The following is a 14,588-nucleotide window of genomic DNA, read 5'->3' on the forward strand; positions in this document are numbered from 1 at the left end:
AATGAAAATGATGAAACTAAAAAAATTGGTTGTTGCTTGCCAGGCTGCTGCGATAACCATGGTGACGAGTGTGGCAGTTAGCACACAGGCCAGCGATGTCGAGTTATATAAGGCACCACAGACTTCAGAAACCACGCTTATGTTTATGCTGGATGTATCTGGAAGTATGAATCCAAATTCGAATAGCTATGGCGAAAATCGTTTAAAAAGCTTAAAGGATGGGATGACGACTTTATTACAAGGAGATAGTAGTAAAGGTATAGCACCACTTGAGGATAAGCTGATCGTTGGCTTATCTACATTTAATGCCAGTACAGGGCGTATCAAGCTAGAGGCAAAACCATTGGGTGAGCCTGTACAACTGGCTGGAAATCGTGAGGTGTTTAGAACAGTTCAGCAGGTGACGCAGCTGGCACAAAGAACACGGTCGCGTACAAAAACCGATCTAACATGGCAAGAGAGGATAAGAGTTCAGACGCGCTCATGTAGTTTTTTGGGATGTGGGAATTGGTCAAGTTGGAGTAACCCTAATTGGTCAAACCAAAGTTCGAATGGAAGTTGGTCTAGTTGGTTTGAGTCTAACTGGAGCTTAATAGGAAATGAAACGGCGGGAAGCCCTATTGCGCAGGAATGCGTTGATTGGAATGCTAACTATACTTGCAAGGCCAATGGTTGGGTAGCTACAACAAAACAAGCTGAAGATTTTGCTGGAACGATACCTGTTTCGCAAATAACGAACCTTAGTTTTAATAACATAACCGATATTGACCGTGTTTCAACGCCCTCTCCAGCAGTCTTGTTACCGTCAACAAGTAATGAGAAATGCACGCAAACGGATTTTTGGAACAGATGCACGAGAAATGAAGATACACAAAAACAAAATCAACAAAGCATTACGACTACTGAAACTGTGAGGCAGGAATCTACTGCATCATTTTCAAAAACAACGACTTATACCGGAGCAGCTTACGAAACTCATCGTAAAAAAATGTTGCGAGAAGTCAATAATCTTAGTGCTAATGATGGTACCCCTACTGCATTTGCGTATGCTGAGGTTGCAGCTTATTTGTTGGGCCGGACAACGAAGGGGTTATCGGGAAGTGGTTTTACAGAGTCCGTCGTCGGTAATATTCGGGATAATGATCAGTATAACAAACCAGCGCAAATTGATCGCTCCAAACAATGTAATACCCAGGGGATTTATTTTCTGACCGATGGTGTACCAGAATATAGTAATCGTATTTCTGCTGAAAATGTTATGCAATCTGCATTAGATGATACGAGCTATACATGTTCAGCAACGGATTTAAATCCAACATCAGGAATGTTATCCAATAATTTTTATAATGATTGTAGTGGTTGGAATCAGGCTGGTACATCTTGTGACAGAGGTTGGTATAGCAACAAAATCGCAAAGACAAACTGGCAATGTATAGCAGGTTTAACCAAAAGGTTAAAAGATGGAAAGTTAAATGATAGTGGTAGCCCTGTGAACAATCCGCAAGGGGTGAGTATTTTAACCGCGGTTGTTGGTTTTGGTAGTACATTGGGTGAATCCACAGGTAAATACGCCAATGATGTCGCCGCCGCAAAAGCTTGGGGTGATCTTGGTGGTGGTGGCTATTATTCGGGTTCAAACGATAAAGCCGTTGTTGACAGTGTCAATGCCTTCATTCACAAATTAGGCAAGTATATTCCGCCTGTTACAACGGGTTCCGTTACTATTCCTGTCGATGCACTGGATACACAGAATATTCAACCGTGGGGGTATTTCCCTCAGTTTGACCCAAAACCCAATGCGATTGGTAATACAGGTGTTGTTACCTGGCTCGGAAACTTGAAAAAATTTAAAGTGGCTGAAGGGGTGCTGTATGATCGCGATTCTAGTGCGGTTGCCAATAGCAATGGCTTATTAAAAGACGATATCAATGATTATTGGGCAGATACGTCAGTCAAGAAATGGATTGAAAAAGAAGAAAATGGAGTTAAACAAAGTCTTGAAGTCAAGGTGGGTGGGGCATTAAGTCGGATGTTGTTAGGCTATAACACCGCCCAAACACCCAATGAAAGACGAATTTTTACCGATCGAGCACTACGACAAAATGCAACTGATAATAGTCAAAACGATATCATCAGTATTAACTCTGGTAATCTGATTCAAGTAGGACGAGCAGACTTCATTTCTTCCAGCCAGAAATTGTATAAACAAGATCCAAAAAGAGGATATCTACTTTCATTATTTGGCTATCCAATTGCAAAAGATTTAGCTTATAACCTTGATCTATATCCGAAAGAAGCAACATTCCAGTCAGAACTAGAGCAAGTGATTCAGCAACAACCTAAACGAGATTGGTTAATGGGTGCGGTCATGCATTCTCGACCTATATTGTTGACTCAAGAAGGTACGACTGCCTTTGAAAAGGATGTGCTGACCTATACCAACAGAGATGACTTGGTCTTGTTTGGAACAACTCAGGGTGTTTTACATGTAGTCACAGCAGGAAAAGATGCTACCGATGGTAATGGTGGTAAAGAGGTCTTTACTTTTGTTCCAAATGAAATGATTGAAAATCAGGCCAAAGGATTCTTGTCACAAGATAATCAAGCTGCAAATTTACAATATGGTATAGATGGTCAATGGACGGCTTATACAGAGTATGTAACCAAATCTAGTTCTACACCAAAGGCACCTGTTGTGACTGTAAAAGGTGGGAAACAATGGGTGTATGGTGGCTTAAGGATGGGAGGTAAAAGTTACTATGCTCTAGACCTTTCAGATGTCACTTCAACTGGCGGTACCCCAAAACTGAAATTCCGTATTAACCCAACTGGGAGCTGTAGCACAAGCAATGCCTTGGGGTGTATGGGACAAAGTTGGTCGAAACCAACGATTGCATGGGTAAATTGGCAGGGGCAACGTAAACTGGTGATGTTTGTGGGAGGTGGCTATGATCCTAGATATGAAGCAGATATCAATTATTCACCAAGCGGTACAGATCAAGGTGCTGGCGTTTATATGTTTGATGCAGATAATGGTGATTTACTTTGGTGGGCCAGTGCAAACGCTGGATCGAACTCAACAAATAAAACATACAATAAAGATCTGAATCGCAGTGTTGTCAGTAGTATTAAGACAGTAGATCGTAATAGTGACGGTATTGCTGATCATTTATATTTTGGTGATTTGGGTGGGCAAGTCTGGCGTATTGATTTAAGTAGTTCAACCAATGCAGGGAAGACAGGTGGTGATAACTTTGCCACACGTGCAGTCCGCCTTTTAGATATGTCTGGAACCGATGCACCACGTTTTTATAGCACTCCAACATTTACAATTCATAACTCAAACAATGGTCTTTTTGCTGCGATCACGATTGGTTCAGGTAATTTTAGCTATCCAATGTCAGCAAAAAATAATGATAAAGATGCTGTCTATGTGATCTATGATAAAGATGTGACACGTCGTAACTTACCGATTTTACTCAATAATGAGCTATATACCTATGATGTAAAGGTGAATGGAGCAACAGGTCGAAATCTGGTTAATAATGTTAACGGTAATACTGAAACGACCATAGCCAATGGCGGATGGTATTATTCGGTTGGGGCAAAAAAACGTATTTTAAATGACCATGTCGCAATTGATAATGATCTTTATGTGAGTGTCTTTGATGCTGCCAAAGATATCGTAGGTGTTGATTGCGCAGGTGGCGTAAGAGGTGAAAGTAAAGTTTCACAATTTTGCCTACCATATGGGCAGTGTACGAAAGTAGGAAGCTCTGGTGCTGTTGTCGCAGAGCGTCCCGATGATATTTTCTTGGGTAAAGGCAATATTGGTATTAGTTTTGGTGGGATCAACCAGACTAGGAATATGGTTTTGAATTTGCCTAGTAATGGCAATATTAAAAAATATGCAGGAAAAACTCAATTTGTATCTCAACGTTGGTATGAGCGATGATGGGATAAGACAAGATGAAAAAGAATCTAGGTTTTACTCTGATAGAAGTCATGGTTGTGGTCATTATTGTTGCGATTTTGGCTGCAATCGTTATACCCAGCTATAAAGATTTTGTACGTCGAGGAACAGCTTCACAAGCGGAGCAAGAGATACAACGTTTAGCGACACTGTTGGAAAAGCACAGAAGCCGTAATTTTAGCTATGCAAATTTTACAGTTGCTGGTTCAGTGTTACCTGAAGGTAAAACGGGAGCGGATATTACCTATAATGTCTATGTACGTGATGTGATAGATCCATCCAAGGCATTAAATGATCCCGCTGCGATGGGTGTGGGTTGGGTTATATTGGCAGAAGCTAATTCTGAAATTAATCATCCAGGAAGTTGCCCATCTTGCAACCCTCTGCAAACAGGTAACTATAGCTTTTTGATGATGAGCAATGGGATGAAATGTAAAACCAAAATGAAATTGGCTAAGGATGACTTAACAGCGAGTAACTTATCGGGAACAACCCCATGTGGAGGTCAAGGTGAAGATTGGTAATCATGTGGGCTTTACCCTGGTTGAGGTAATGATTGTTGTGGTCATTATTGGGATATTAGCAGCCATCGCCTATCCTGGATACAATGATTATATACTCAAAACAAACCGTACAGCGGCACAAAGTGAAATGTTGGATGTAGCCAGTAAGTTGCAACGCTATAAAGCACTAAATTCCAATTTGCTGAAAAATAATGCGGCTGTGACCTTGGCTGATTTTAATCATAATGGTGCTATTCCGCAGACGGGTACGAAATTGTATAGCCTAGAGCTTGCAAATGTAACGGCTGGTGAATGGACGCTTATTGCGACACCTGATTCTGCTGGCCGGCAAAAACAGGATGGTATTATTTGTTTAAATCATTTAGGACAGCGGTATTGGGAGAAAGGCCAAACGGCATGTGACTTTAGTAAGAATAAATGGAGTTAATCTTAAGAGCACTGCAATCTTCTGATTTATTTAAAAGCAAAGATCCTGATCTTTGCTTTTTTTATGCGACTAAAACAACACATTTATAATTTAATATTTATTGTGATGTTGATCACTAAATGTAAAAAAATATTATCAAAAGTCTGAAACAGTTTCGGTTATCTGACATTCTCTACCATTTGTCTGTGAACAATAGATTTTTAATCACTTTTGGCAAAAAGTGATAATTAAACATAATAATGTTAATCAAAAAAACGAAAACAATAAGATATGTAGTGAGGAGGTCTAAATGAAAAGAGGCCATTGTTTAAAATTTCATTCTTCCCATTTTTTGGGTGAAGGATTTATTAAGACGAGATCACCTTTCACTGATCCACACCGTGGATTTACGATGATAGAGTTAATTGTTACGGTTGCTGTATTGGCTATTGTTGCAACCTTAGCAGCTCCTTCTTTTACCGCATTGTATACGCAAAAAAAAATAGAATCAGTCTCAAATACCATAAAAATCAAAGTCTCTGAAGCAAGAAGCCAAGCGGTATTGCTACGTGATACGACAGGTCTTTGTTTAGACTCTTTATCGAAACAAAGCTGTTCGGCAGCGCTCTCCATTCCAGAGACTGATGCAGATCGGATTTTCTGGGTGCATTTAGCGCATGGTGTAAGCGTAGTGAATACGTCAGCGACAAGCTTGTTATTTAATCAAAATGGCGGAGTGAAAACATCGAAGAACTTTGAGTTATCTAAAGATGGCTTTGTGTATTGCATTCAAGTCGGCATTGTTGGGGACACAATAATAAAAAAAGGGGCTTGCACATGAAAAATATACAACACGGTGTGGGTTTAGTTGAGGTGCTTGTGGCGCTTGTGTTATTGGCTATTGGTATTTTGGGTTTTATTGGCCTCCAGCTCAAAGCAATAGATGCAAGTGCCGAAGCTCGGCAGCAAGTTCTAGCACTGACCATTGCTCGTGATTTGGCGGAACGAATGCGGGCAAATCCAGAGGCGACATTAAAGAGATATTATCAGCCTTTAGTTGTGAGTGAGCACAGCGTCGCCAAAATTGCAAAGCAGGATGTTCTCGAGATTCAAAGTCAGGCAAAAGACTATGGGATGAATTTGGTTGTCGATCAGTGTCCATCAGGGAAGAGCCGCCAATGTATTTATGTCGCTTGGAATACAACGCTATTGGTCAAGGATGGGAAAACGGATTTAACACAGTGCATTGAAAATGGCACTTATGTTCCAAACTCCCATTGTTTATTTTTGGAGGCGTATTAATGAATACAGACCTTCAGATCAATTCTCAGTTTTCAGAAAGCCATGATGATGCGTTGATGAAGTTTCATATTACCGAAGCTGAGCAGCGCCTTCATACTCGGCCACATGTGAATCATAGTGCTGGCTTTACATTGATTGAGTTGATTATTTCTTTGGCCCTGGGGTTGTTGATCGTTGCCGCAGCAACTCAGTTGTTTATTGCGGGTCTCACCAGCTATAAGCTACAAAAAGCGATGGCGGATATACAGGATAATGCAAGTCTCGGGCTGAACTTTATTATTAACGATATCCGTAAGGCCAACCTGAGTGCACCCGTGCCTGCATTAAATAATAAAATTGGTTATGCCGGAATTATTATGACGCCAGATAATATTGGCGAAAAAATTAATTTAAATTGTAACCCTGCATGTTTTGAGAGTAATCAACTTGCGGATTTGGGTACAGCCAATGTCGTTGGTAAGAAAAATAATCAGCTGATTATTCGTTATCAAGTACCCCAAGCAACCGTTGATTGCTCAGGTCAGGATGTTGAAAAAAATACCTTTGTGATTCAACGCTATTTTGTGGCTTCGACTTCAACCGATTCGCGACAGTCGTTGCGCTGCCAAGCTGCTCAGTATACCCAAGCTCAATTGGATAAAATAACGGGGACAAATAAGCTTGCTCTAGCTTGGGAAGCAAGTCAGGTTATTTTGCCGAATGTTGACTATTTTAAAGTGCGTATTGGGTATATGGATGGCGATTTAAATAATGTGAATAGCACATTGGTTTATAGCGATATAAAAGATTACGTCAACTTAGATCAAACGGAAAAGAAATACCAAAAAAATATAGATGGTGTCGTCCAGCCCATTCTTCCGCATGTCCATGCAATTCAAATCGGTGTACTGGTACAGTCCGAAAGTAGTACAGGTTTACCCGACCTTGTTGTAGAGAAGAATAAGGCGGATTTTACCATGTTTGGAAAGGAAAAAATTAAGCTCGATACCCAATATCAAAATACTCATTTGCGTCAAGTTGTTGAACAAACGATTTCATTGCGGAATGCCATGGGATGGATTAATGAGGGAGTTGAATCATGAGCAAACATCAACAAGGTTCAACATTGGTCGTTGTATTAATGCTGCTTCTGATTATTACCGTGATTGGAACATTGGCTATTCGGCAAAGTGTAAGTTCTTTAAAGTTAGTCACCAATAATCAGATTCAAACATTATTACTACAAAGCTCTGATGCTGCTTTGCTGGCATTGCAGAATCCAGAAAACAGCACTGATATTACAGCAGCGAGTGGAATCGTCAGTTTTTTTAGAAATGCAGATAATTACGATAAAGAACTGATTTTGTGCTTTAGAGGTGATCAGCCCTTTCATTTATCCAATACCAGTTGGCTATATTGGCAAAACACGACTGCATTTCGTCAAAAAATGGCAACAGGTGGTGGGCCATGTACCGATGATAAGAATGATACTGCTGGTCGTAAAGCCGTGATCACACAGGTACATATTAAACGAGCAGATACGGATGCTCAGCCTTTTTCAGATATGGCTCGCGGTACTGATGTTGTGAGTGCTAAAACTGAACAAAGTCTAAGATTACAAGTCTATGTAACTTCTGTCATGAAAGGACTTGCCAATACGGATGATTTATTTGATAGCACGAAGGGATGTCTCAACCTCAGTATTAAACCACCAGTGGGGCAACAAGGTCTTATTTCATGTTTAAAAAAGAATAAAGTTTTATATAACACTCAGGTCGCGGAATACCGCTTCTTGTCTGACTTTGAACCTTCAGCTTCATAAAGGAAAAATTGTCATGAATAATAATAAAATGAAAAGCCGAATAAAAAATCAGTCTAGCAAAGAACTTAAAATAAAAAGCTTGTTGGCATGTTGTTCGGTATTGTCTAGCTCCTTAGTGTTGACTTCGGTTGCTTCTGCAAGTGACATAGAAGTGTATCAACCTGCTGATGGCAATAAAAAACGGATTATGTTGATGGTCGATCAGTCTCGTAGCATGGGAGGGGCCGGTTTATTAGATTTAGTGAAAGATTATCCCTTGTGTGTTGGAGGCGGCGTTACCAATGTTCTTGGTAAAGGTGGTTTGGACTTAGGGATTAAAGTTGCTGGAGAGACTGATGTCAGTAATATTGTCACTAATATTTTGGGTGCAGTAGATAAGAATGTTTTACAACAAGCACTTGGTGGTAGTTTAGACCCGTTGTTAAAAGTGACCACAGAGCAGCTGTCGGATCAGTATCCATTTCCTCGGCAATATTGTACGGTCGTAACCACAGATTTGGTGGTTGACACTTTAGATGGGCTTTTAAAGCCACTGTTAGGTGCAACAGGTTTATCTGCAAAAGAATATATCGAGCAGACCTGTGACTTACAAATGAACCTAGATTTATTAAAACCCGTGACAGGCAAGTCTGCGGTTGGTCTTTATCGTTGTTATGATAAGAGTTCTCGCGTTCGTATGGCGTTGCTTGATGTCCTTAAAGGAAATGATGCGTTGGGAATAGAGCGTATTCCTGATAGCACAGCTGTCGGATTGTCCGTTTCTCCTGATGATCATACTCAAAATGATCGGGCCGGTGCGATTGTCAGTGAGCCAAAACTGTTAAGCACAAAATATATCGTAAACGGAACAGAAAAAACGCATCGTGAACATTTGATCGATTATATTTCGAGTCCGAAGATGGCTTCCCAAGGTGAGTTTAGTGTAGGAAATTTATTGGCTCAGAATATTCCGAAACTGATTGGGGCTGTACTGAGTGATGTTTTAAGTAAAGTATTAAATATCTTGGCGAATCCGCTTGGCGCAGCGAGCTCATTATTAGAGTTTGAGAAAACCAATAGTGAATTAAATAAGTTATTAAGTGTTCTTGGATTGGGGGGCAATAGCCCGTTGGCAAGCAGTTATGCGGAAACTGGAGCTTATCTATTAGGGACGACCACCAAAGGAACAGGTGCTCGACAGTTGTATATGCGAACGACTACGTTGAGTCTCTTGGGGATTAAAATTGGAGAGCAACAGTATCGATGTCAAGACTGGGATGCTAAGGGAAACTGTTTAACAAACAAATGGCAAAAAAGAGAGTTTAAATTGTTTGGGGGAGGCTGGAACTGGAATTGGGACACTGAAGAGATCAAGCAGCTGGTCAAAGTGGAGGGCGATCTGGTCGGCAACTTATTAGGTGATGGAGGATTGTTAGGAGCGGTCGGTAATATTGTTGGTAGCCTCGCTGAAATTGGTGAGAAGGACCTCTATTACGGATTCGTTGCTGAGCAGGATGCAGAATATAGTGGTTTTAGCAACAGTTTGAAACATCAGAATACAGCCAATGTTTTAACTCAAAATAATAAATTTTATAAAACACCTTCTGAAAGTCCTGAGTGTGATGCCAATGGTCTAATCGTTATTGCGGGAGGAGTTCCAAATATTTCACCAACGATTACCGATGCATTATTGCAACCCAATAGCCAAACCAAGATTGGTGGAGTTGAAAAAGCAATTGAACGTATGATGGGGCGCTCTTTAGATCAAAAACAAGCGATTTCGATTACTTATAAAAATGGGGATATGCGTGAATGGGATTTTAGATGTAATTCTACGGAACTGAAAAAAACACAAAAAGGAGATAGTGACTTTGCTACGTGGCAATGTATAGGAGCGTATGCAAGAGATATTCGGAAATTGTCCAGTAACCCAATTACAACGGCCGTGATTGGAATGGATCGTTCATTTTTACAATTACCCAGCCAAATTAATGGACGTATGAATGAGCAGGATACCAGTGGTCTAGATCTGATTAACAATACGACGGTGTCAGAAGATCAACTATTGACAGGGTTTGTTCCTAAAACGGTAAAAAGTTTATTGGATACTTTGGCAATAGGTCCTCTTGGAAATGGGGTAAAAAGCTTACTGAATAGTTTGTTCCCGCCAAGTCCAGAAGACATTAAAAATATGGCGCGTTGGGGGGTAGTCGGTGGTGGTGGTTGGTATAACTCTGCAAATAGTGCCAATATTTCAGCAAGTATTAAAAACTTCCATGACAATCTAGGCGTAGTGGATGGAGATCCAATTGGTTTACAAGCTTTACCGGCGGATCCACTGACGCCGTATCGTATGGAAAATAGTGTGTATACAAGTCTATTTGAACCCACATATAAAGCGAGTTGGTTTGGTAATTTTAAAAAATATTATGTTGAATCAGATAATGCAATCAATAAGTTAAAGGATGCATGGGATAGCAATGCACCGTCTTATGATGTTAAGGACTGGCATAAAGGAGGGGTTCTAGGTTTTTTGCGGGGCAAAGCTCGCAAACTGTATATTAATCGCGGCTGTCAAAAAGCAGGTGATAGTTATCAGTTTATCGCGACAGACCAGCTACAAAGCATTGATAATCATTATCTAGATAGTAGTAATGCAAAACGCTGTGTACTGAATAATAGCCTGAAAGATCCTAAAGGTTATTATTTGATGAACCTTTTAGGCTATCAAATTGCACAGAATGCAACTGCAGCAGATCTAACCGAGATCAACTTTAAGAACTGGCAAATAGGAATGAATTTACATTCGATTCCAGTGAAGCTCACCCAAGAAGCAACCCTCAATGCAGATCAGAGCATTCAAAAAAGAAGTGATTATGTGTTGTTTGGAACCACACAAGGTGTTTTACATGTTGTGGATGCAAAAACAGGTCAGGAAAAATTTGCTTTTGTTCCAAATGAGATGCTGGAAGATTCAAAAGACCCGACCCGAATATATTATAAAGGCTTGCAGCGTGAGGCATTTATGCATACGCGTAAAGGGGTGAGAGAGCAGATGCCATATGGTGTAGATGGTGCATGGACCGTATACAGTGAATATGCATATGGAATAGAGCCAGGAAGTAGTGGAAGTACTAGCCGCAACGTTATTGCAACCGTTGGAACGATTAAAAGTAATGGTCAGATCATTGCGAAAGGTCAGCAGATCGCATATGGCGGTTTAAGAATGGGCGGGCGGAGTTACTATGCTTTGGATTTAGTCGATTTAGATGCGCCTAAACTCAAATTTCATATTGATCCTGACAATGCAGATAATACCTCACCTTTGAGTTATATGGGGCAAAGTTGGTCAAAACCGACCATTACTTATGTCAAATGGAATGGTCTTCGTAAACGCGTCATGCTTGTCGGTGGTGGTTATGATATGGGCTATGAAAAAACGGATTATAGTCCAAGCTTTGCCAAAGGTGCTGGTGTCTATATGTTTGATGCTGACAATGGTGATTTGTTGTGGTGGGCAAGCGCCAAAGCAGTACCAGCTCAAAATGGTTTGAAAATTGATAATATGAAATATAGTGTCGTGAGTCGTATTGCCGTTGCAGATCGTGATGGTGATAGCCTGACGGATCATTTGTATTTCGGTGATTTAGGTGGGCAAGTTTGGCGTATTGATTTTGATGCAAATTTAGGAAAAAAAGAGACTTCCAATCAAGTGAATATGGGCGGGTATAGCCTATTATTTTCAAATACAGCGGATCGTTTCTATGAAGCTCCTAGTTTTAGTGTATATGGCTATGAGCAACCTATAGCCGTCGTGAGTATTGCATCAGGGAATCGTAGCTTGCCGTGGAGTGATAGAACGTCTTCAAGTCGGATTTATAATTTATTTGACCAAGATGTCGTTAAGCCTAATTTTACGATAAATCAAAATAATACCGCTAAAATTGTGCTGTCTGATCTGAAAAATATGGCCAAAGCAGATCAGATTAAAGGGAAAACGCTGGCAGAGGTCAAAGCCTCTATGTCATCTGGTTGGTCAACTTTGGCGGTTAACGTTGCTGGGCTTGAGGTTAAGGATGGTAAAGAAGGGCTAATTCAAGATAGTCAAGGAAGTAAAGTCCTTGGTGAAATGGTGGTAATGAACAAAAGTTTATACGCCAGTGTTTATAATCCAAATGATACCTTGGGTAAGGGCTGTAGTGTCCAAGCCAAAGGGCTGACAACGGTTCAACGTTATTGTTTGCCATTTGGTGTTTGTGAGCAAAAAATTAATGAAAATACCATCATGAGCTTTGGTGCAGGTCATGGGATTGTCGACAGTATGGTGGGGTCTGGTGTTGCGACAAAGGATAATGGACTGGTACGTCAACTGTTAAATACAAGTGCTAAAGACAAAATCGGAAATGGTGTAATGTCGGCCAATCAAATGCGTCGACATCTGGTACCGCTTAAATGGTACGAAGACAGTGAATAAAAACGCGATATCTAGGTTGATTAAGCGGTCATTGTTGTGGGGGGCGCACAGATCTAAGCTGCGATCCCGCGCTAAGTAAACAAAACAGTAGAGTGATTGGAAAACCAAGTCGGTATTTTAATAAGGGTTACTTTATGTTGAACGTGACCTAAACAGGTCATCTGTTTATGGCATCCTTTTCGCTGAAATCATGATGAGTTTGTTCTCGTAGCTTCTTTATTAATCAGTGGTGCTGATCAAAACTGCCGCTAATATTATTGCATCAATTTGCGGCAATACTAGCGAAGACGGGTAAGGTCGTTGATTTTATAAATTAAATTCAGAGCTGTGGATAAGCTGAAATTTAATCTTTCTTTCAGGGTAAATATAACGTAGAATATCGCCCTCTATGAAAGGGGTTTGAAGTGTTGCCGATGGTCGGTGGCAGGGATAATCCGTAAAAATTATAAGGTTGTTCTCATGGTTGTTATTCGTTTAGCGCGCGGTGGTGCAAAAAAACGTCCATTCTATCAAATCATTGTAACTGATAGCCGCAATGCACGTGATGGTCGTTTCATCGAGCGTATTGGTTTCTTTAACCCAACTGCACAAGGTAAAGCTGAAAAAATTCGTTTAGACGCTGACCGTTTTGCTCACTGGGTTGCTCAAGGTGCTCAACCTTCAGATCGCGTTGCTTCTTTAGCTGCTCAAGCTAAGAAAGCTGCAACTACTGCTTAAGTGTAGTAGGTAGCCCATGACATCGACACAGAATGTGCCAGAAGATCGTATTCAGATTGGACAGTTACGTTCAGCTTATGGATTGAATGGGTGGCTCTGGGTGTATTCAAATACTGAACCCATGAGCAATATGTTTGACTACCTTCCTTGGTACATTGAAACCAAGGCAGGTTGGCAAACTATAGATGTAAAACGTTGGAAACCACATGGCAAAGGCTTGGTTGTTGCACTAAAGGACGTGAATGATCGTACTGGTGCAGAAAACTTAGTTGGCGCGAATATCTGGATTGCCAAATCTCAGCTTCCTAAAGCAGATGTAGACGAGTACTACTGGTCTGATCTTAAAGGCTTAACCGTGTTAGGTCTTGGAGAGGATGAACAAGAAGTCAATCTCGGTCAAATCTACGAACTGTTTGAAACAGGTGCTAATGATGTCATGGTTGTGAAAGCGACCCCTGACAGTATTGATGCTGAAGAGCGAATGATTCCTTGGCATAAAGATGTGGTACAACGCGTTGATCTTGAAGCTGGTCGTATTTACGTCAATTGGGGCGTAGACTACTAATCCTTTCGAGGAGTGTAGCGCAGCAGGAAAATAGAGGAGTCTGCGGTGTTTTTTGCAGTCATCACATTGTTTCCTGAAATGTTTACAGCGATTACAGCGCACGGGATTAGCGGGCGTGCAGCAAAGCGTGACATCGTGCAAGTGACTTGCATTAACCCACGAGATTTTGCTGAAGGCAACTACAAACGAGTGGATGAACGTCCTTTCGGTGGTGGCCCTGGTATGGTGATGATGGCCGAGCCATTGGCAAAAGCAATTAACCATGCCAAACAACTTGCAACACAAGCAGGCTGTGTTCATGCCCCGGTGGTGTATATGTCACCACAAGGCAAGACTTTGAATGAACAGGCAGTACAGCAATTCGTTGATTATGATGGTTTGATTGTATTGTGTGGGCGTTATGAAGGGGTCGATGAACGTTTAATCCAGCATTATGTTGATCAAGAATGGTCAATTGGAGATTACGTCTTATCGGGTGGTGAACTGCCAGCGATGGTGTTGCTTGACAGTATTATTCGTCGATTGCCCAATGTCATGTCTGACGAGCAATCTGCGATCCAAGATTCTTTTGTGGACGGTCTGCTGGATTGTCCACAATATACCAAGCCTGACCATTTTGAAGGGTTGGATGTGCCTGAGGTACTTAAATCAGGACATCATGCCAATATTGAAAAATGGCGTTTTTTGCAGCGTTATCAACGAACTTTAGAGCGTCGACCAGAATTGGTGGAAAAAGTAGAGTTGAGTAAGCAGCAAATTAAATGGTTAAAAAATTCGAAAGGTTAAACTGATATCAGTTGATCTTCGCACCCAACGAGAAGCTTTGCTTCGAGTTCTACTTAAACAA

Annotated in this window: 11 protein-coding genes; all 11 read left to right on the forward strand. The window is 40.9% G+C overall.

The genetic code is table 11. From position 1 onward, the window contains the following. Position 1: 1 nt before the first annotated feature. The 11 genes from V6E90_RS09925 (at position 2) to trmD (ending at position 14,527) form a co-directional block, all read left to right on the forward strand. Positions 2-3,955 (forward strand): PilC/PilY family type IV pilus protein, encoded by a 3,954-nt coding sequence (locus V6E90_RS09925; protein WP_016542748.1) that lies wholly within the window; start codon positions 2-4, stop codon positions 3,953-3,955. 14 nt (positions 3,956-3,969) lie between these two features. Continuing rightward, on the forward strand, positions 3,970-4,497 hold the full coding sequence (locus tag V6E90_RS09930; RefSeq protein ID WP_332605241.1) for a prepilin-type N-terminal cleavage/methylation domain-containing protein: 528 nt from the start codon (positions 3,970-3,972) through the stop codon (positions 4,495-4,497). After that, positions 4,484-4,924 (forward strand): type IV pilin protein, encoded by a 441-nt coding sequence (locus tag V6E90_RS09935; RefSeq protein ID WP_016542750.1) that lies wholly within the window; start codon positions 4,484-4,486, stop codon positions 4,922-4,924. Before V6E90_RS09930 ends, V6E90_RS09935 begins: the two co-directional genes overlap by 14 nt. Positions 4,925-5,213: 289 nt before the next feature. Beyond that, positions 5,214-5,744 (forward strand): pilus assembly FimT family protein, encoded by a 531-nt coding sequence (locus tag V6E90_RS09940; protein ID WP_016660121.1) that lies wholly within the window; start codon positions 5,214-5,216, stop codon positions 5,742-5,744. Then, positions 5,741-6,205: a type IV pilus modification protein PilV gene (pilV, locus tag V6E90_RS09945; RefSeq protein ID WP_016542752.1), complete on the forward strand. Its 465-nt coding sequence runs from the start codon at positions 5,741-5,743 to the stop codon at positions 6,203-6,205. The genes V6E90_RS09940 and pilV overlap by 4 nt, the downstream gene beginning before the upstream one ends. Then, positions 6,205-7,287 carry a PilW family protein gene (locus V6E90_RS09950; protein WP_016542753.1) on the forward strand — a complete coding sequence of 361 codons (1,083 nt, stop codon included), beginning with the start codon at positions 6,205-6,207 and terminating at the stop codon, positions 7,285-7,287. Before pilV ends, V6E90_RS09950 begins: the two co-directional genes overlap by 1 nt. Beyond that, a complete protein-coding gene (locus tag V6E90_RS09955; protein WP_278493100.1) occupies positions 7,284-8,006 on the forward strand; it encodes a PilX N-terminal domain-containing pilus assembly protein in 723 nt (240 codons plus the stop codon). Before V6E90_RS09950 ends, V6E90_RS09955 begins: the two co-directional genes overlap by 4 nt. 13 nt (positions 8,007-8,019) lie before the next feature. Next, positions 8,020-12,459, forward strand: coding sequence for a PilC/PilY family type IV pilus protein (locus V6E90_RS09960; RefSeq protein ID WP_332605242.1), 4,440 nt, complete (start codon positions 8,020-8,022; stop codon positions 12,457-12,459). Between the two features lie 459 nt (positions 12,460-12,918). Then, complete coding sequence (rpsP, locus tag V6E90_RS09965) at positions 12,919-13,176, forward strand: 30S ribosomal protein S16 (protein ID WP_004657497.1); 258 nt, start codon at positions 12,919-12,921, stop codon at positions 13,174-13,176. 16 nt (positions 13,177-13,192) lie between these two features. After that, on the forward strand, positions 13,193-13,741 hold the full coding sequence (gene rimM, locus V6E90_RS09970; protein ID WP_005275908.1) for a ribosome maturation factor RimM: 549 nt from the start codon (positions 13,193-13,195) through the stop codon (positions 13,739-13,741). A gap of 45 nt (positions 13,742-13,786) precedes the next feature. Beyond that, entirely contained in the window at positions 13,787-14,527 is a 741-nt protein-coding gene (trmD, locus tag V6E90_RS09975) for a tRNA (guanosine(37)-N1)-methyltransferase TrmD (protein WP_332605243.1), read from the forward strand. Positions 14,528-14,588: the final 61 nt, after the last annotated feature.

The organism is Acinetobacter sp. ESBL14, assembly GCF_036668815.1.
In the GTDB taxonomy this organism is placed as follows: domain Bacteria; phylum Pseudomonadota; class Gammaproteobacteria; order Pseudomonadales; family Moraxellaceae; genus Acinetobacter; species Acinetobacter gyllenbergii.